The organism is Methylocucumis oryzae, from assembly GCF_000963695.1.
Taxonomy (GTDB): domain Bacteria; phylum Pseudomonadota; class Gammaproteobacteria; order Methylococcales; family Methylomonadaceae; genus Methylovulum; species Methylovulum oryzae.
Map to the genome: position 1 here is coordinate 1 of NZ_LAJX01000047.1, position 18,496 is coordinate 18,496.

The 18,496-nt window shown below is 43.2% G+C and carries 16 protein-coding genes and 4 pseudogenes; 10 read left to right on the plus strand and 10 right to left on the minus strand.

The features are described from left to right. Positions 1 to 141: transposase domain-containing protein (locus tag VZ94_RS24260; protein ID WP_131655444.1), on the plus strand; the 141-nt coding region annotated here is incomplete at its 5' end. A 765-nt stretch (positions 142 to 906) separates the two neighbouring features. On the opposite strand, the pseudogene glyA reads toward VZ94_RS24260, so the two are convergent. The 7 genes and pseudogenes from glyA to gatC form a co-directional block, all read right to left on the minus strand. Next, positions 907 to 2,159 (minus strand): annotated as a pseudogene (gene glyA, locus VZ94_RS05505) (serine hydroxymethyltransferase). A gap of 28 nt (positions 2,160 to 2,187) precedes the next feature. Beyond that, positions 2,188 to 3,522 (minus strand): glycerate kinase type-2 family protein, encoded by a 1,335-nt coding sequence (locus VZ94_RS05510; RefSeq protein WP_045778473.1) that lies wholly within the window; start codon positions 3,520 to 3,522, stop codon positions 2,188 to 2,190. 7 nt (positions 3,523 to 3,529) lie between these two features. After that, on the minus strand, positions 3,530 to 4,387 hold the full coding sequence (locus VZ94_RS05515) for an NADP-dependent methylenetetrahydromethanopterin/methylenetetrahydrofolate dehydrogenase (RefSeq protein ID WP_045778474.1): 858 nt from the start codon (positions 4,385 to 4,387) through the stop codon (positions 3,530 to 3,532). 216 nt (positions 4,388 to 4,603) lie between these two features. Further along, the gene (locus tag VZ94_RS05520; RefSeq protein WP_045778475.1) at positions 4,604 to 4,984 is read right to left on the minus strand and encodes a hypothetical protein; all 381 of its coding nucleotides are present in this window, start codon (positions 4,982 to 4,984) and stop codon (positions 4,604 to 4,606) included. Between the two features lie 24 nt (positions 4,985 to 5,008). Further along, positions 5,009 to 6,488: pseudogene (gene gatB / locus VZ94_RS05525) on the minus strand (Asp-tRNA(Asn)/Glu-tRNA(Gln) amidotransferase subunit GatB). 8 nt (positions 6,489 to 6,496) lie between these two features. Then, positions 6,497 to 7,966, minus strand: a pseudogene (gatA, locus tag VZ94_RS05530) (Asp-tRNA(Asn)/Glu-tRNA(Gln) amidotransferase subunit GatA). Between the two features lie 8 nt (positions 7,967 to 7,974). After that, on the minus strand, positions 7,975 to 8,259 hold the full coding sequence (gatC, locus tag VZ94_RS05535; protein ID WP_045778476.1) for an Asp-tRNA(Asn)/Glu-tRNA(Gln) amidotransferase subunit GatC: 285 nt from the start codon (positions 8,257 to 8,259) through the stop codon (positions 7,975 to 7,977). Positions 8,260 to 8,373: 114 nt separating this feature from the next. Here gatC and VZ94_RS05540 point away from each other — a divergent pair, with 114 nt between their 5' ends. From VZ94_RS05540 to VZ94_RS05575, 9 genes and pseudogenes are all read left to right on the plus strand, one after another. Then, positions 8,374 to 9,555 carry a rod shape-determining protein gene (locus VZ94_RS05540; RefSeq protein ID WP_439097700.1) on the plus strand — a complete coding sequence of 394 codons (1,182 nt, stop codon included), beginning with the start codon at positions 8,374 to 8,376 and terminating at the stop codon, positions 9,553 to 9,555. Between the two features lie 78 nt (positions 9,556 to 9,633). Continuing rightward, a complete protein-coding gene (gene mreC / locus VZ94_RS05545; RefSeq protein ID WP_439097701.1) occupies positions 9,634 to 10,461 on the plus strand; it encodes a rod shape-determining protein MreC in 828 nt (275 codons plus the stop codon). Further along, positions 10,458 to 10,943 (plus strand): rod shape-determining protein MreD, encoded by a 486-nt coding sequence (mreD, locus tag VZ94_RS05550; RefSeq protein WP_045778478.1) that lies wholly within the window; start codon positions 10,458 to 10,460, stop codon positions 10,941 to 10,943. The genes mreC and mreD overlap by 4 nt, the downstream gene beginning before the upstream one ends. Before the next feature lie 12 nt (positions 10,944 to 10,955). After that, a pseudogene (mrdA, locus tag VZ94_RS30245) lies at positions 10,956 to 12,810 on the plus strand (penicillin-binding protein 2). Continuing rightward, positions 12,807 to 13,940, plus strand: coding sequence for a rod shape-determining protein RodA (gene rodA / locus VZ94_RS05560; RefSeq protein WP_045778479.1), 1,134 nt, complete (start codon positions 12,807 to 12,809; stop codon positions 13,938 to 13,940). The pseudogene mrdA and the gene rodA overlap by 4 nt, the downstream one beginning before the upstream one ends. Further along, positions 13,937 to 14,218, plus strand: a complete 282-nt coding sequence (locus tag VZ94_RS30250) for a lytic murein transglycosylase (RefSeq protein ID WP_275575141.1) — start codon at positions 13,937 to 13,939, stop codon at positions 14,216 to 14,218. The genes rodA and VZ94_RS30250 overlap by 4 nt, the downstream gene beginning before the upstream one ends. After that, the gene (mltB, locus tag VZ94_RS05565; RefSeq protein WP_275575146.1) at positions 14,184 to 14,930 is read left to right on the plus strand and encodes a lytic murein transglycosylase B; all 747 of its coding nucleotides are present in this window, start codon (positions 14,184 to 14,186) and stop codon (positions 14,928 to 14,930) included. Before VZ94_RS30250 ends, mltB begins: the two co-directional genes overlap by 35 nt. Continuing rightward, positions 14,927 to 15,445: a septal ring lytic transglycosylase RlpA family protein gene (locus VZ94_RS30255; protein WP_045778480.1), complete on the plus strand. Its 519-nt coding sequence runs from the start codon at positions 14,927 to 14,929 to the stop codon at positions 15,443 to 15,445. Before mltB ends, VZ94_RS30255 begins: the two co-directional genes overlap by 4 nt. 165 nt (positions 15,446 to 15,610) lie before the next feature. Next, positions 15,611 to 16,105, plus strand: a complete 495-nt coding sequence (locus VZ94_RS05575; protein ID WP_045778481.1) for a hypothetical protein — start codon at positions 15,611 to 15,613, stop codon at positions 16,103 to 16,105. Between the two features lie 168 nt (positions 16,106 to 16,273). Here the strand turns inward: VZ94_RS05575 and VZ94_RS05580 are convergent, their stop codons facing one another. Genes VZ94_RS05580 through VZ94_RS05590 form a run of 3 tightly spaced genes read right to left on the minus strand, consistent with a single transcriptional unit; the run spans position 16,274 to position 18,409 of the window. Further along, complete coding sequence (locus tag VZ94_RS05580) at positions 16,274 to 17,101, minus strand: hypothetical protein (RefSeq protein WP_045778482.1); 828 nt, start codon at positions 17,099 to 17,101, stop codon at positions 16,274 to 16,276. After that, positions 17,082 to 18,149, minus strand: coding sequence for an AAA family ATPase (locus VZ94_RS05585; RefSeq protein ID WP_052700241.1), 1,068 nt, complete (start codon positions 18,147 to 18,149; stop codon positions 17,082 to 17,084). Before VZ94_RS05585 ends, VZ94_RS05580 begins: the two co-directional genes overlap by 20 nt. Then, the gene (locus tag VZ94_RS05590; protein WP_045778483.1) at positions 18,149 to 18,409 is read right to left on the minus strand and encodes an AAA family ATPase; all 261 of its coding nucleotides are present in this window, start codon (positions 18,407 to 18,409) and stop codon (positions 18,149 to 18,151) included. The genes VZ94_RS05585 and VZ94_RS05590 overlap by 1 nt, the downstream gene beginning before the upstream one ends. Positions 18,410 to 18,496 lie beyond the last annotated feature (87 nt).

Here is an 18,496-nt window from a genome sequence, read left to right on the forward strand (position 1 = left end):
AAACTCAATGGCTTAAACCCTACCGAATGGCTCAAGGATACTTTGGAAAAATTACCGACTTGGCCCAACAGTCGTATCGATGAGTTGCTGCCTTTTGCAACGGCAAATTCCGAGACAGTTAAGGATCAGAATGTCTTTTAGAAAACAACGTGGCTAGATTGAACGGTTACAATGGAAACACGAAAAGCAATAGTGAAGCCAGGAAAGAACGGACTATCAATATTAACGGCACGGACATTATTTTTTGGTGGCATAGTAAACTTGAGCCTGATAGAGATCGAATCCATTTTTATCCCGATAGGATCTCTGTTGGCGGAAAATTATTGGTCGGGATATTTTGCCGTCATCTTAAAGTTTAAAATTAATTTTCGGTAGTACCAACCTGCCTTTTCCGAACAACATCATCTCAATATAATCCTCATTAAACTCCGCTCCAAAGCTCACATGCACGGGCCTTCACCATAAAAATACAGCCTATCAAACGATGTAGTCGCTGCGTAATCAAGATAGTGTCAACCAGAAAACCCCTATAAGCCTTATGTGGCGTGGGTTTTAGACGGTAGCATCATGACGAAGATTTTTTAACTTAATTTCAAAATTAGAAAATCTCATTAAACATTAATATCTTACATCCATGCGATTTAGCAGCTTATGTTGAACACGTTAAGTTTTAAAAAACCTCGATTGCACAAATCGTCTGCAAGCCGCGTTAAATATAGTTTTCAGAGGTTTTTCTTGCAATCACAAGATAGGCTGGTGTTTTCAAGAAAATAACGTCATAGAAGGTAAAGGTGGTTTGGCTTTACTTAACTTCGTCACTTAAGACCTTTCAAGTTGTAAGTACTTGAAAGGTCTTAAGGTTCTGTGCATGTTTGTGTAACAGTTGTGCTACACATGCCTTAACGTTTATGCATAAACCGGAAACCGCGCGCATAAATTAGCCACGCGCTCTTTTACCGCTTCGATAACGCTAGTATCTTCAATGTTATCCATCACATCACACATCATCTGAGCGATTTCAATCATTTCTGCTTCTTTAAAGCCGCGCGTGGTCGGTGCGGGTGTGCCTACGCGTATGCCGCTGGTGACAAAAGGTGATTGTGGGTCGTTAGGGACAGCGTTTTTGTTAACGGTAATATGGGCTTGGCCTAGTGCGGCATCGGCAGCTTTTCCGGTAATGCCTTTGGCGACCAGAGAAACCAGCATTAAGTGATTATCTGTGCCACCCGAAATTACATTATAGCCTCTTGCGATAAAGACCTTCGCCATGCTTGCGCGTTTTTAATAACTTGTTGTTGATACTGTTTAAATTCTGGCTCCATGGCTTCTTTGAACGCGACTGCTTTAGCGGCAATAACGTGCATAGACGGGCCGCCTTGTATGCCAGGGAAAATATTCGAGTCGATTTTTTTCTCTAACTCTGGGTTACTACGCGCTAAGATTAAACCACCACGCGGGCCGCGTAATGATTTATGCGTAGTGCTGGTCACTGCATCAGCATAAGGTACAGGGTTAGGATATAAGCCCGCTGCCACTAAGCCGGCGACATGCGCCATATCGACGACTAAATACGCGTTGACGCTATCGGCAATCGCGCGGAAACGTTGCCAGTCCCAAATTCTGGAATAGGCTGAGAAACCAGCGACAATGACTTTCGGTTGATGTTGTTTGGCTAGCGCTTCGACTTCAGCGTAATCGATTTCACCGGTTGTCGCATCTAAGCCATATTGTACGGCGTTGTACAATTTGCCAGAGAAGTTTGGTTTAGCGCCGTGGGTTAAATGGCCGCCATTGGCTAAGCTTAAACCTAATAATGTGTCGCCGGGTTGCATCATGGCCATGAAAACGGCCATATTAGCTTGTGAGCCAGAATGGGGTTGGACATTGGCATAATCCGCTTTAAATAATGCCTTGGCACGGTCTATCGCTAGTTGCTCGACAATATCAACATACTCACAGCCTCCATAATAACGGCGGCCAGGGTAGCCTTCTGCGTATTTATTGGTGAGTTGCGAGCCTAGTGCTTGCATGACGCGTGGACTGGTGTAGTTTTCCGAGGCGATAAGTTCGATATGGTCTTCCTGGCGACGACGCTCTTGTTCGATGGCTTTAAATAATTCGTCATCAAATTCGGCAATCGTCATAGATTGACTAAACATAGTGTGCTCCTTTGGGCATTCAAAAAAACTAGGTATTTATTAATAAGACTTGTAAATCAGCAACATTTGTGCCAGTTGCACCGGTTAACAATAAGTCGCCTGAGCTTTGTAAGGCGTGGTAAGCGTCATTGTCAGCCAGCCTTGCTAGAGGATTTAAGCCAGCAGTTAACATACGAGAAATGCTGCATGTATCGATTAACCCTCCGGCTGCGTCAGTTGGGCCGTCTCGACCATCGGTACCACCGCTTAACAAAGTCCATTCACTTGTTAAGCCATATTGGCTTGCCGCACAAGCAAACGCCAAGGCAAATTCTTGATTGCGCCCGCCTAAGCCTTGCCCGGTGACTGTCACCGTCGTTTCGCCGCCAGCGATTAGCGCTAGAGGTTTGTTTAAGGTTTTGGCGTAAGCGGCGAGTTTTTCAGCTTCAAGTTTGGCTTCGCCTTGAAGTTGGGTTTGATAGATTAAGGTTTGGTAACCTAACTGACTCGCGGCTTGTTGCATGGCGTGTAAGCTTACGGTATTGCTGCCTATTAAGCTATGCCCGGTTCGAGCAAAAATAACGTCGTTGGGTTTAGGTGTTTCCGGTATTAAGCCTTGTACACCGTGTTGTAAATGGTTTTGCACACTGCGGGGTAGCTTGGGCCACAGTTGTTTGTCGTGTAACAATGCAACAGCATCGGCATACGTCGTTGGGTCAGGCACGGTAGGGCCGCTGGCGATAGCGCTTAAGTCATCGCCTAATACATCCGATAAAATTAATGCGTGTAAGTCGGCGGGCATAGCCAGTTTTGCTAAACCACCGCCTTTTAACACCGATAAATGTTTGCGCACGGTGTTGATTTCATTAATCGTTGCACCGCTAGTGAGTAATAATTCAGTGACTTGAGTTTTTTCGGCAAGACTAATGCCGTTAATAGGGTAGGGAATTAAAGCCGAACCACCGCCGCTAATTAAGACTAACACTAACTCATTTTTTTGCACCAAACTCATGCGTTCGGCTATTCGTTGCGCTGCTTTGAGTCCTGCTTGATCAGGTAATGGATGAGCAGCGGTTAATAGCTCTATATTGCGATAGTCAGCTGAATTTTCATAATTGGTGACGGCTATAACCGGCAGTTGCAATAATTGCGCTGGGATTCGTGCTAAGGCTGCCGATGCCATTAAGCCGGCTGCTTTACCGAACGCAATCACATGTACTTTTTGCCAAGCGTGGCTACGCACAGCGCCGTTAGTTAAGCCAATAACCAATTGGTCGTGTTCTGTGCTTAAAAATCGATTCAGTGCTAGCGTAGGGTTAGCAGCGGCGACACCGGCAGCAAATATTTGCTGGGCATGTTGTCTAAGTTCCGCCAAGTCAGCCATGGATTAATTAAGCCATGGTTTTGGCTAAGGCGTAGATTTTCTCGGCATCAAAAACTTGCTTATTGTCCTCAAACAATTTGGCAATACAAGCACGATGTAATGCCAGTTTTAACGCACCAAAGCCTATAGCGCCCCAAACAATTTTGCCATGTCGGTTAATGCCTTTGTCCATCATGTCAGTACCGCCAATTCCTAACGGCGGTGTCGCATTGGCATCCGCCATGAGTTCAAGCGTCGGGTTATCTCGCCAGTGTTCTTCGCGTAATAATTCTATGCCAGCCGCGCCAGCCGCTAAGACAATATGAGCGCCTTGTATAGCCTCCGCTCTAGCTAGATGGTCAACCGTTTCCATAGGCGTAATATTAACACCGAAGCGCTCATGCATGAGCTTACATGCTTGTTCCGCTTTGACTAAGTGTCGTCCGGTTAACGATACTTCAGCGCCTTCTTGTGCCAACATTACGGCAGCGCGTTGTCCTACAGGACCTGTACCGGCTAAAACTACCGCTTTTTTACCGCTTAACACGCCGCTACTGCCTAATTTAGCGACTGCCGCTGCTGCTGTCGTATTGCTACCATTGCTATCGAGCATGACTGATACTTGAAAGCCTGGAAAGAAATGGCTTTGCACGGCGTTAAACAATGTTTGTCCTTTGGCCATATCGCTGCCACCGACAAATATCGCGGTATTTTTTTTATCTTTAGGGGCGCGCGTAAATATCGCGCCTTCAACTAGCGCTTTAACATTATCGGGTGTGATACCGCCATAGCCAATAACGTGATCAGCTCCGCCGTCGTAACCTACGACGGTATCGAATACTGCGGGATTAGGGTCAGTATCAAATTGAAATAATAATTTTTTCATGAAAAACTAAGGTTTAATACGATTTTTTCTTATACTTCAAAGAATTAGGGTTGCGTTTTTCGTGGGTTATACTTTGAACGGTCAACCTTGGTATCTTGTGTTGCCGTAGGGTGCGCTGTGCGCACCTTTTTCATTGATTTTTATGATGTTATAAAGGTGTGCACAGCGCACCCTACCTAAAAACCAAAAGTTTGAGCGTTTGAAGTATAAGCTAATTTATTGCTCAGACTTAGGGGCAAATAATTCTGCGACCAACGCCATTTCAGCTTGGTATTGCTTAGGTACTGGAATATCCCACGCTTTACCGGTGATTTTGGCGAGTAGGTTATTTAGCCAAGGTTTGTTTGAGCTGGCGTGTTCTAGTTTAAATTGATAACCGTGTTCGCTAGCGATTATTGCGAAATTTTCCACGCTGACGTTTATCGCTTCAGGCTCTCCGTATAACAACGTACTCGCACTGAGTGTGCGATTATCAATGTCGAAATTAAAGGCTTGTACTTCCGCGACACCTTTTAATTTAAAGTTAGCAAGCCAAAAAAATAATTTGAATGGCGTGAGTTTAATTGCTGTTTTAATTAAGCTGACTTTGTAACTCATAGTTGCTCTTTAGGGTTAGGTTAATTACTTTTTAAGCTTAGCCACCAGCATTTTGTTGACTTCAGCCGGATTGGCTTTGCCTTGCATCGCTTTCATGACTTGTCCGACGAAGAAACCGAATACTTTATCTTTACCGCTTAAATATTGCTCAACTTGCTCTGGGTTGTCAGCAATGATTTTATCGATAATCGCTTCGATAGCACCGGTATCACTAATTTGTCTAAGCCCTTTGCTATCGATTATGCTGTCAGCGCTAAGTGTTGGATTTTGCCATAGTTCTTCAAAAATTTGCTTGGCGATTTTTCCAGAAATTGTATTATCGGCAATGCGTTTTATCAAACCGGCCAAATGCTCCGGGTTCACCGGTGATTCAGTGATTTCAAGCGCGGCTTTATTGAGCGCGGAACTTAACTCACCGGTCATCCAGTTAGCACATAATTTAGCATCACACCCCGATTGTTTGATGACAGCTTCATAAAAATCAGCCCAAGTGCGCGATGACGCTAATAATTGCGCGCTGTCATTATCAAGCTGATAGTCGTCTTTGAAACGCTGCTTTTTTGCATCAGGTAATTCAGGTAGAGAGGCTTTCAGCGTAGCCTTTAAGCGCTCTTCAATGTGTACCGGTAATAAGTCTGGGTCTGGAAAATAACGGTAATCGTTGGCTTCTTCTTTGCTGCGCATAGAGCGCGTTTCATCTTTAACTGAGTCATAAAGCCTTGTTTCTTGGATAACGGTTAAACCACGCTCTAATAATTCAATTTGTCGCTCAATTTCGTGATTAATTGCTTTCTCAACAAATTTAAACGAGTTGATATTTTTAATTTCTGCGCGCGTACCGAATTTTGCTTGACCTTTAGGGCGAACCGATACGTTGGCATCGCAACGAAATGAGCCTTCTTGCATATTGCCATCGCAAATCCCAAGATAACGGACTAATTCGTGCAATTTACGCATATAGGCGACGGCTTCTTTAGCGCTACGCATATCAGGTTCTGAGACAATTTCCAATAAGGGCGTACCGGCGCGATTTAAATCAATACCGCTGAAGCCGTGATAGTTCTCGTGCAATGACTTGCCCGCATCTTCTTCTAAATGCGCACGCGTGATACCAATGCGTTTACTAACACCATCGACATCTATGTCTAAAAAGCCTTTACCGACGATAGGCAATTCATATTGGCTGATTTGGTAACCTTTAGGTAAATCAGGGTAAAAATAATTTTTTGCGAGCAAACACAGAATAAGGCGCGATTTCAGCATTAATAGCTAGGCCAAATATGACTGCCTTATGCACAGCATCTTCATTGAGTACTGGTAACACACCAGGCATACCTAAATCTATGGCCGAAGCTTGGGTATTCGGTTCAGCGCCGTAAGCCGTTGCCGAGCCTGAAAAAATTTTTGATTGCGTGGCTAATTGGGTGTGAATTTCTAAGCCTATAACGGCTTCCCAAGTATCACTCCAGGTATCATTGTATGCAGATTCAAATGTTGTAGTCATGGTGCAACCTATTGATAAGCGCTAGGCATACGTTTATGCCAATCGGTTACTAGCTGATATTGGTGGGCAATATTTAATAGGCGTTGTTCGGCAAAATAATTGCCTATGATTTGTAAGCCTACCGGTAAATTAGGTTTGTCTAGGCCGTCAGCGCTTAAGCCAACCGGAATCGACATGGCCGGTAAGCCTGCTAAGTTAATCGCAATGGTAAAAATATCAGCTAGATACATTTGAATGGGGTCTGCCGATTTTTCGCCTATACCAAAGGCATTGCTAGGCGTGACCGGGCTCATAATGACATCGACTTGGCTTAAGGCTTGTTTGAAGTCTTCGCTGATTAAACGGCGTATTTTCTGTGCTTTTAAATAATAAGCATCGTAATAGCCTGCAGATAATGCATACGTTCCCATTAAAATACGGCGTTTTAACTTCTGCGCCAAACGCTTCGCCGCGTGAGCGTACATATAAATCGGTTAAGTCGGCTGGATTTTCACAACGATAACCAAAACGCACGCCGTCGTAACGAGACAGATTAGATGAGCATTCCGCTGATGCAATCACGTAATAAGCCGGTATTGCATGTTTTAACGTAGGCATAGAGACTTCTATGACTTCGGCGCCTAATTGTTTGAATTCGTTAATCGCTGACGCTAGGTCTTTAGCAATATTTTCGCTTAAGCCGTCGCTGAAAAACTCAATAGGTAAGCCAATTTTTAAACCGGTTAATGGCTGCGTTAAGTGAGTTAAATAATCTGGCACCGCTTGGTCAGCGCTGGTTGAGTCTTTGGGGTCAAAGCCTGCCATCGCGGATAATAAAATGGCTGCGTCTTCAGCGCTACGCGCTAATGGACCACCTTGGTCTAAACTAGAGGCATAAGCAATCATACCCCAGCGTGAAACGCGTCCATAGGTTGGTTTTAAGCCAGTAATGCCACAAAAGGCGGCTGGTTGGCGAATTGAGCTCCGGTATCAGTACCGGTCGTCGCTACGGCTAAACCAGCCGCAACGGCGGCGGCTGAACCACCGGATGAACCGCCGGGTACATAATCGGTATGCCAGGGGTTTTTAACAGGGCCATAAAAACTGTTTTCATTTGACGAACCCATAGCAAATTCGTCCATATTGAGTTTGCCTAACACGACAGCACCGGCTTGGGCCAATTTTTCCACGACGGTAGCGTTATACGGTGCGATAAAATTATCCAGCATTTTGGAGCCGCAACTAGTTTTAACGCCTAGTGTACAAAAAATATCTTTATGCGCGATAGGAATACCGGTTAGTAACGCGGCATTGGCGGTTTTTAAACGTTGATCGGCTTCGTGGGCTGAGGCTAGCGCGCTGTCTTCAGTCACGGTGATATAGGCATTCAGGTCGCTGTAACGTTTAATGCGCGTTAGAAAATGTTGGGTTAGCTCGACGCTAGAAAAATCGCCGCGCCGTAAGCCTTGGGCTAATTCACTGATGGATTGCGTATGCATGGGGCTAGTTACTCTATGACTTTAGGCACTAAATATAATCCGTCTTCAACAAGCGGTGCGATAGTTTGATAATGTGAGCGTTGGTCGGATTCGGTAATCTGGTCAGCACGTAAACGTTGGGTTTGATCCAACGGGTGCGCCATAGCGGTTACACCGTCAGTCGTTAATTCATTCATGCGGGTCATTAAGTCCAGCATATTGGATAAATCATGGGCATAAGCCGTTAAATCTTGCTCGTCTATGCCAAGTCTTGCCAGATAAGCAATTTTTTTAACATCGGTTGCAGTTAACAAAGCGTTTGACTCCTTAAAGCGGGTTAGCCGAATATAATACTTTATATCTTGCTCAAATACCCGCTTGATTGATAAAGTATTACAATTTTTATTCCTTAAGGGCAACAGGCACAAATGTTCAAACGAATTCGCGGGCTTTTTTCTAACGATTTATCGATTGACTTAGGCACCGCAAATACCCTGATATACATCCCAGGACAAGGCATTGTACTCAACGAACCATCGGTAGTCGCGATTAAAGAGGATAAAATTCGCGGCAATAAAACCATTGCAGCCGTAGGCGCTGATGCAAAACGCATGTTAGGCCGGACTCCGGGCAATATTACCGCAATTAGACCTCTCAAAGACGGCGTGATTGCCGATTTTGCTATTACCGAGCGCATGTTGCGCTTTTTTATCGAAAAAGTTCATAAAAGTAAATTATTACGTCCTAGCCCTAGAATATTAATTTGCGTCCCTTGTGGCTCAACTCAAGTTGAACGCCGGGCTATTCGAGAATCTGCTGCCATGGCAGGGGCTAGGGAAGTCTATCTCATCGAAGAGCCTATGTCGGCAGCTATTGGCGCAGGGTTACCCGTTGATGAAGCCTGTGGCTCTATGGTGTTGGATATTGGCGGAGGTACCTCGGAAGTCGCTGTTATTTCTATTAATGGTATTGTTTATTCAAACTCAGTGCGCATCGGTGGCGACCGTTTTGATGAGGCGATTATTAATTATGTGCGTAGAAATTACGGTACGTTAATTGGTGAGGCGACGGCTGAGCGGATTAAATTAGAAATAGGCACGGCTTATCCAGGCAGCGAAGTCACAGAAATTGAAGTTAAAGGGCGTAATTTAGCGGAAGGCGTACCTAGAAGTTTCGCATTAAACAGCAATGAAATCTTAGAGGCCTTGCAAGAACCGTTATCGGGTATTGTTGGCGCTGTTAAAGTAGCGCTAGAACAAACCCCGCCAGAATTAGGCGCTGATGTGGCCAATCGTGGTATTTATTTAACCGGCGGTGGTGCGTTACTTAAAGATATAGACCGATTATTGGCTGAAGAAACGGGTTTACCAGTATTCATTGCTGATGACCCATTAACCTGCGTCGCGCGTGGCGGTGGTATTGTATTAGAATCACTGGATAAAAAAGGCTTATCAACTTTTTTCGTTAGAATAGATTGGCTGTTATTTGTACTACCCGCAGTCGAGTTTTTGGTTTTATGTAGGGTATGCATGGCGTACCCTACGGCGGATTTAAAAACTGTAAACGTGGTCGCTTGGCGTATTTCTTTTCCTTATAAACGACTTGCATAGCCTTACATTACGAGGAACCCCGCTATCAAACTGTTATTTGCAACCGGCCCATCGATTAACACGCGTTTGCTGGTGGCGGTGATTGCTTCTGTTGCGTTATTAATTGCTGGACAAAGAACCCAGCAAATCGATTTATTACGCGCCGCATTATCGTTTGTGGTCGACCCTATTAAATATCTGGTGGATTTACCGTCAACGGTTTATAAACAAGCCTCAGAATCTATTCAATCTTATGTCAATTTAAAAGAGGAAAATGGGCGTTTGCGTGACTATCAGCTGATTCACCAAACCCAGCTGTTGAAATTAGAAGCGCTAGAAAAAGAAAATATTCGTTTGCGTGCGTTGCTGGAAAACTCTTTTAAATTAGGCGAGCAAGTCTTAATCGCAGAATTGCTGTCGGTAAACATGGCGCCTTATGAGCATATTGTTGTGGTCAATAAGGGCACGCGTTTTGGTGTGCATCAACAACAACCGGTACTCGATGCGAATGGCGTTGTCGGCCAAGTGTTTAGAGCAATGCCGCTGACTTCTGAAATCATGCTCATTACTGACCCTAATCATGCGGTACCCGTGCAAGTCAATCGTAATGGCTTGCTGACGATTGCGGTGGGTAGTGGTCAAATTAATAAGCTGCTGTTGCCTTATTTACCCAGTAACGCAGATATTCGCCCCGGCGATTTATTAATTACTTCAGGGCTAGGTGGGACGTTTCCACAAGGCTATCCTGTTGCAGTGGTTGATGAATTCACCTCGCAATTAAACAAGCCATTTGCCAATATCACCGCAACACCCATGGCTAAGCTGGATAGAAATCGTGAGTTAATGATTGTATGGAGTAACTCAACACCTGTGCCGCTTATTACTAAGCCGTCTACCACTGACTCAACCCCTAACTCCAGCCCATGAATATCTCTTATGGTTATAGCAAAATCATCTTAACGATGATTTTAGCTATGTGTCTTAGAATTCTACCATTATCCTCAGAATCGGCGGTTTATAATCCAGATTGGGTTTTATTAGTCGTAATCTATTGGTCATTAGCCGTGCCAGAAACAGTCGGTATTTTTACTGCGTGGACGTTTGGTTTGTTCTCTGATGTGTTAACTGGGCAATTAATCGGTCAACATGCGTTAGCTTATTCGCTGGTCGTCTATATTTGTTTGAAACTGCATAAACGCATACGACAATTCCCATTGTTACAGCAAGAAGTGTTTATTTTCTTTTGTTTGCTGTTATCGCAGTTGTTATTGTTTTTAGTCAAAAATCTACTACATCCCGCGCAACTACATAGCACGTTTTGGCTGCCTGTTTTTACGGGTACATTGTGTTGGCCATTGATTTATACTGTATTGCGCTTTGTTCGCTTAGCACAACCTGTGCAAAAATAAGTCTTAGGTTTTATGTCGCGCGTTTACTCTGTTAAAGATAATACCGTCGAAAACCGCTTATTTGTTAATCGTATTATCGCGGCTTTTGTCGTGATTTTTATATTAACGACGGGATTGGTTGCGCGTTTAGTGTATCTGCAAAATTGTTGAGCACGAAAAATACACAGCACTTGCTAAAGGCAATAGTGTAAAACTGATACCGCTAGTGCCTACGCGTGGCATTATTTATGACCGTAAAGGCAGAATTTTAGCGGAGAACACACCCTCTTACAGCTTAGAGTTAATACCAGAGCAAATCGCCGATATAGATGACACCTTAGCGAAGTTAAAGCAACTACTAGATATTTCCGACGAAAAAATCGAGCTGTTCCAAAAGCAACGTAAGCGGCAAAAAACGTTTTACCAGTACGCCGTTATTGCTCAATATGACAGACGAAGAGTTAGCGAAATTTGCGGTGGTTAGACCCTATTTTCCGGGCGTTGATATTCATACCCAATTAGTGCGGCATTACCCCTATGGTGATTTAGCCTCGCATGTCGTGGGCTATGTAGGACGTATTAACGAAGCTGAATTAAAAGAATTGCCGGTTTCAGAGTATCGCGGTACTACGCATATTGGCAAATTAGGCATTGAAAGCAGTTACGAGACGTATCTGCATGGCAAAACCGGCTATGCCGAAATCGAAACCAATGTGCAAGCGCGTTCGCTGAATACGTTAAACGAGTTAAATCCAGAGCCCGGTGCTAATATCTTTTTAACACTAGATATTGATTTACAAAAAAATTGCCTATGAGGGATTGGAAAATTATAACGGTGCCGTCGTGGCTATTGAGATTAAGACTGGCGGTGTACTGGCATTTGTCAGCAGACCAGGTTTTGACCCTAATCCATTTGTGGTAGGCATTAGCAACGATGCTTATCAAGCGTTGCAAAAATCTGAAGACCAACCTTTATATAACCGCGCGTTACGCGGATTATATCCGCCTGGCTCGACGGTAAAGCCATTTATCGCGCTTGCTGGTTTAGAATATGATGCGATTAGCGCACAGCAAAAATTATTCTGTCCAGGTTATTATCAATTACCCGGTGTCAGTCATAAATATCGCGATTGGCGTAAAGGCGGACACGGTTCCGTCAATATGAACGAAGCTATTACGCAATCGTGTGATGTGTATTTTTACCGTCTTGCTGGCACATTAGGCATAGACCGTATGCACGAGTTTTTACAAAAATTCGGTTTTGGTGAAAAATCAGGCATTGATTTAGTTGGCGAAAAAGCCGGCTTATTACCGTCAAGAGAATGGAAGCAAAGTCAGAAAAATAAGGCATGGTATCCGGGCGAAACACTTATTACCGGTATAGGCCAAGGCTATCATCAAGTCACGCCGCTACAATTAGCGCGTGCAACCGCAACGTTAGCGAATCATGGCAATATTGTGACGCCTTTTTTAGTCGAGAAAATTGTTGGTGCGCATGAGACTAGGCCAGGACCTGAAGTGCATAAAGGCGTATTACCCTTAAATGCGAAAAATTTAAATGACGTCATTAATGCCATGATTAATGTCGTACACAGTGAACGTGGCACGGCTAAAAGCTTAGGTCGTAGTTCCAGTGTCTTAATCGCTGGCAAAACCGGCACGGCGCAAGTGTTTAATATTAAACAAAACGCTAAATACAACGAAAACGACATAGACTTTAAATTACGCGACCATGCGTTATTTTATCTCGTTTGCACCTGCCGATAATCCAGAAATTGCTATTGCCGTGATTGCCGAAAATGGTGGGCATGGTGGCTCAGTAGCCGCACCTATTGCTGGCAAAGTCATTAAGCAGTATTTAAAAATCTATCATTCTGAGCAACCATGAAGACTGAGACGCGACACGAGCATTTAGAACCGCCCTCTATAATTGGCATGATTCTAAGACGCTTGCATATTGATATACCGCTATTCTTAGGGCTTACGCTGACAGCATTGTTAAGCTTTGTCATTTTATACAGCGCCGGTGGACAAAGCATGGATGTGTTGTTCCGGCAATTTGCGCGCATAGGTTTAGCGTTTGGCTTAATGACTGCACTCGCGCATGTTAACCCTTATCAATTTAAGCGTTTTTCGGCGATATTATTCGGTATAGGCATTGTCTTATTGCTCGCCGTATTAATTATGGGACAAATCGGTAAAGGCGCTCAGCGCTGGCTAGAACTAGGTTTTTTTCGCTTCCAACCCTCCGAAATGATAAAAATCACCACGCCTATGATGATTGCTTGGTTTTTATCAGAGCACGCATTACCGCCTAGATTTAAAGAGTTGCTTATCGCAACGGCATTAATCCTAATTCCCACCTTGTTAATCGCGGTGCAACCTGATTTAGGCACCGCTATTTTAGTGGCCAGTTCTGGCGCGGGTGTCTTATTTTTTGCGGGTTTATCGTGGCGTTTAATTATTGCGATTATCGCGTTACTCGCTGCATTAACCCCGATAATTTGGCATTTTATGCGCGATTATCAGCGCGACCGGGTTAAAACCTTTTTAGACCCAGAAGCTGACCCTTTAGGTCGTGGTTATCACATCATACAATCGAAAATTGCTATAGGTTCAGGCGGTATTTATGGCAAAGGTTGGTTAGGTAGTACCCAATCCGAATTAGATTTTTTACCGGAAAGTTCTACCGATTTTATTTTTGCGGTATTTGCCGAAGAGTTTGGCTTATTTGGCTGTGTCAGCTTATTGATTTTATATTTAACGATTATCGCGCGCTGTTTATATATTGCCTCGCAAGCACAAGATACTTATTGCCGCTTATTGGCGAGTAGCTTAGCGTTTACCTTTTTTGTCTATGTTTTTGTCAATATCGGCATGGTCATAGGTATTTTACCTGTAGTTGGTGTGCCATTGCCGTTAATCAGCTATGGCGGAACGTCTATCGTCACGTTATTAGCTGGCTTTGGCATTTTAATGTCTATTCACACACATAAAAAACGTATGGCACGCGCATGACTGAAAAACTCATAACCACTGTACTCAGCTTAGCACTCAGCGCCTGTGTGACACCACAGTCAGAGTCGTTAAAAACAGCTTTCATGCGTAACATGATAGATAAGCATGGTTACGACCAACAGCAACTCCACGCGTTATTCGATAACTATCAGCCTAACCAAGATATTATCGACAAGATGAATAAGCCCGCCGAAGCATTGCCCTGGCATCGTTATCGCAAGATTTTTTCTGACCGAAACACGTATTCAAGACGGGGTAAAATTCTGGCGCGAACATGAGGCGGTTTTAGCGGCTGTTGAGCAACACTACCGAGTACCCGCTGAAATTATTGTCGCCATTATTGGTGTAGAAACCCAGTACGGGCGGTTTACCGGTAAATACTCCGTACTCGATGCCTTAGCCACGCTAGCGTTTGATTATCCTAAGCGTAGTGAGTTTTTCCAAAGCGAGTTAGAGCATTACCTGTTGCTGTGCCAAGTAGAGCATAAAAATCCTACCGAACTTACCGGTTCTTATGCCGGTGCTATGGGCATACCGCAGTTCATGCCCAGCAGTTTTAGTCATTACGCGAAAGATTATGAACACGATGGTCAACGCGATATATGGCGTAATCCTGCCGATGCCATTGCCAGTGTTGCAAATTACTTTGCGCAGTACGGCTGGCAACCAGGGCAGGGCATAGCCTATCCGGTCTTTGCACCGGACAACCGATATAAAAAGCTTTTAACGGACAACCTTAAGCCGGATTTAAGACTTAGCGGGTTAGAATCACTCGACTTAAAAATATCGGTGCCATTAGCGCCAGACACAAAAGTAAAGCTTATCGCCTTAAGCTTAGAACAAGGCGACGAGTTATGGTTAGGTCTGGATAATTTTTATTGTTTGACTCGATACAATCACAGCGCGTTATACGCTATGGCGGTTTATCAATTGAGTCAACGCTTATTGGCGGCTAAGCAAGTTGACAACACAAAAGGGGCATTCCCATGAGTAAACTCATACCAGCAGTATCTATTGTTCTGTTATGTGGTTTTATAACCAATCCTATTAAAAACGCTGAAGCAGCTAAGCACAAACATGCTGCCAGCTTACAACACCATCATAATCACAGCTCTGTTCATCATCGTCACAGTCGTCACCGTTTAAGCCATCATGTTGCTCATCATCGAAATGATCGCTTAGGCCTTGCCTCTTGGTACGGTAATCAATTCCACGGCCATCGTACGGCAAATGGCGAAACCTACGATATGTATGCCTTGACCGCTGCCCACAATAGCTTACCGCTGTCATCGTATGCAGAAGTGACTAATGTTAAAAACAATCGCTCAGTGATTGTCAGAATCAATGACCGAGGCCCTCATCATAAACGCCGCGTTATGGACTTATCGTATGCGGCTGCTAGAGAATTAGGCATTCATAAAACCGGTACCGGAACGATTAAAATTACCCCATTAAGCAGTGACGCAAAATCAAGTGCTGCAAATAGTTTAGACAATCCAGGCTAACTACCCGCCTAACCCAAGCGTCCCATCGCTCCAGGTTATGTTGCCCCCCATCATAATCTGGAGCGTTTCTTAATGAAGACATCGCTTCTTCACACGTTAACTCAATCGTTTTAGGGGGCAATCGTGGTTCGCATTAAATACCCAGCTTTCTTGGCTCGCTACGTTATGACTAGCATGATAGCGATGCTTGTCGTGGTAGTTCTACTACCGCAAGTCGTAATGGCTCGCGAGGATTATTGCCTAGACCCCAACACCAAGCAAATCGACCAAAAAGCCACGGATGCTTACCGGCTTCTGGATAGTCAAAGCAACCAAGCTATTATGGATAAGCTGAGTGGTACATGGTTATCAACGACTACCTCACCCGCTACTAACCAAGTGAGTTACCTTTACGAATCTTTCACTCGATTAGGTATATATGACTACACCAATTATGTCTGCACTTTGCAAAATACGTTCTGTAGTCGTTATGACGGCACTGGACTTTATGCGGTGCGGGCCAACGGCACTAACAAATTCTTTGGAGTCAAAATTGTCTCCGACGCGATTGGACGGGATCATGCTTGCTTAGGCCTTCAAGGCAAATTCGTTAATAAGAATACTATTGTCTCTGGCAAAACAAGGCTTAAACGCTACTCTAAGGCTAGGATGGTTCGGTGAGGTGGGGGCTTTTGAAATCAGGGCTTAAACTATAACGGCAGTTCCCTTCAAGATTTTGTAGCTATTTGTTTATAGAATGCAATAAGTCTGAGCTATTAGGCTGTTAGCGAAGGGGTTGCGTGGCGGGATTGATGTTGTTTATGTCACATACCCTATTGAGCAACATGGTTAAAACAGCATATTTCTTGTTTCTGATTCCCAATTTTTAAGTTGTTGGTAAAGGCTAGTTGTTACAAAATCCTCGAGTCGATATGCCAAGCGCAAAGCTTTGCCAACATCTGTATCGCTTATACCCTTATTTGTTTTTGCTTTCACATGCAAAGAGAAAGCGCATTCAAAGTCATGACCTTGGCATAAATTATAGTCATCGGTAATAGCCATAATTTTCTCGGAGATGTCACGCTCTGTTGGAATATCTGTTTTATTTGGCGAACAACTAGCGATGATTTCAATGCACTTCATCTGATTTGGAATCGCTAAATTCTCAGCATCATAAAAATTCGTAATTCCAGCTTTAAAATTTAACTCCAACTGTTGAGAATCATTCAGCCAGCGTAGGCCACCTAGAAATCTAAGGGATAGTAATAAATCAGAGCGTAGTTGAGCAAAATCAGTACGTTTTTCAGGTAAATATTCCGCAACGACTTGTTGCCAAGCTTTATCGCAAGCAACCATCATCATTTCTGCATCATGCGCGTCAGTTAAAAATAACCGATCAATGATTTCTTGTTGTCCATTCAAGTGTAAAAAGTCGGCATCTCGTATGCCAATGATTCTAGGCGATTTGATAATTAGCGCTGCCATTGCCTTTCGTAAAGCCGTTACACCACCATGAACTCTTTCGATTACAGTGTTTTTACCGGTAATCAGGTTGCCGTAAAGCTTTTGATCCGTTTCTCCTTCGACAAGAACCCATAGTTTGTGTTTGGTATTAGGGTGATGTAACTGTAAGGTGATACTTCCGATAACATCCGACTCATTGAGATAGCGCTGCATCCTGCAACTCCTCCAAGTCTACTGTTAACTCCCAGTGCTCATTTACTATTTGCGGGGAGTGAGTTGCAATAATGATATTAATTTTTTGTAATTCGATTATTTTGAACAAATCATCTAAAAATTGCTTTTGCCAAACTACGTGCAAAGATAATTCAGGTTCATCAATTAATACTAAAGTACCTGGCCTCACTTTAAATAAAAGCTCATACAAAATAACGACTTCTTGTTGTTCGCCCGAAGATAAATCGGTTAATGCGAGTTCTGTACCTTGATGAGTACTGAATTTAAAGCCGTGGTCTTTTGAAATGTCAATGCGTTTAAAGGTAAATCTTCGTTCATTTAATATTTCAGTAAACGCTTTTAGCTTTTCAAGTAAACTTGAGAAAACGGCTAATTTACGCTCGGTATCTTCGATATAAACACAAAGAGCTTTGGCATTTTCTTTCTTATAGGTCGGATGGTTGTCCTCTTTTACGTCAGAAAGGCCAAATTCACTCAGAGCTTTTTGAATGTCTTTAACTTTATCAAAACGTTGAGTAAATTCTTGTTCAGATATATCGAGTTGCTGATCAAAAAGCCTACGGGGAAAGCTGCTATCAAGTTCTTGATTAATTTGTGAAGATTTAGCTAGGGTTTCTTTTATGTTTTCACGTAACTCCTTGGCATACTCTTCAATAGTTTGACTAAAGGCACTCACTTCACCATCTATTTCAGATTCAATAGATGCTAACATGCTCAAATTCTTCCAACTCCTAATCTTGTCATTTGATACTGGGCGCAATAAACGCTGTTCTCGTATGAAGTAAATTGAAGGAATTTTAGATTTTGGTAATTCAAGCGCCTCATTTGATTGAAATTCAGTAACAAGCTCAGGATATTGAAATCCAATATGTTCCAAAAGTGAATTTTGGTCGAAAGCTTTATCCGAAACTATATCAATCCAGGTATTTTTTTCCAAACTGTCGAAATGGGCCTTTCCGCAAAATCTTTTCAATTGCTTTTTTGCTAAGAGAAAATTTGCCATGCCATTGCCCGGAATCTGATCCATTAATTTTTTAACTGTATGTCTTTGCTGGATTCTTTTTCTATCGTAGCAGTATCATGTCCATCAAACGTTAAAATAATTTTTGAAAACAGAATCTTAGTAAAAAAATAACCATTTTGGCTAGCAAAAGCCTCCAATATTTTCAATATCGTAGTTTTTCCGTAGCCATTAGGCCCTGTCAAAATGGTTATCCCTTGTTTTTTAAGCTCTATGTTGTAATCAAAAATATCAAAGAGCTTTTCAATTTTTATGCTTGTTAACATATTGATTTCTTAAGATTACTAGTCGCAAGGAGATAACCATCTTTTAGAGCGCAATACCTTACCGCTATTGCGCCATTAGAAATTTGT

Coding starts and splice junctions, on each gene's coding strand:
- VZ94_RS05575 (WP_045778481.1), top strand. CDS start 15,611: ATGACTAGCATGATAGCGATGCTTGTCGTGGTAGTTCTACTACCGCAA.
- VZ94_RS05520 (WP_045778475.1), bottom strand. CDS start 4,984: ATGAGTTACAAAGTCAGCTTAATTAAAACAGCAATTAAACTCACGCCA.
- VZ94_RS05580 (WP_045778482.1), bottom strand. CDS start 17,101: ATGCAGCGCTATCTCAATGAGTCGGATGTTATCGGAAGTATCACCTTA.
- rodA (WP_045778479.1), top strand. CDS start 12,807: ATGAAGACTGAGACGCGACACGAGCATTTAGAACCGCCCTCTATAATT.
- VZ94_RS05515 (WP_045778474.1), bottom strand. CDS start 4,387: ATGAAAAAATTATTATTTCAATTTGATACTGACCCTAATCCCGCAGTA.
- VZ94_RS30250 (WP_275575141.1), top strand. CDS start 13,937: ATGACTGAAAAACTCATAACCACTGTACTCAGCTTAGCACTCAGCGCC.
- VZ94_RS05590 (WP_045778483.1), bottom strand. CDS start 18,409: ATGTTAACAAGCATAAAAATTGAAAAGCTCTTTGATATTTTTGATTAC.
- mreD (WP_045778478.1), top strand. CDS start 10,458: ATGAATATCTCTTATGGTTATAGCAAAATCATCTTAACGATGATTTTA.
- VZ94_RS30255 (WP_045778480.1), top strand. CDS start 14,927: ATGAGTAAACTCATACCAGCAGTATCTATTGTTCTGTTATGTGGTTTT.
- VZ94_RS05510 (WP_045778473.1), bottom strand. CDS start 3,522: ATGGCTGACTTGGCGGAACTTAGACAACATGCCCAGCAAATATTTGCT.
- VZ94_RS05585 (WP_052700241.1), bottom strand. CDS start 18,149: ATGGATCAGATTCCGGGCAATGGCATGGCAAATTTTCTCTTAGCAAAA.
- VZ94_RS05540 (WP_439097700.1), top strand. CDS start 8,374: ATGTTCAAACGAATTCGCGGGCTTTTTTCTAACGATTTATCGATTGAC.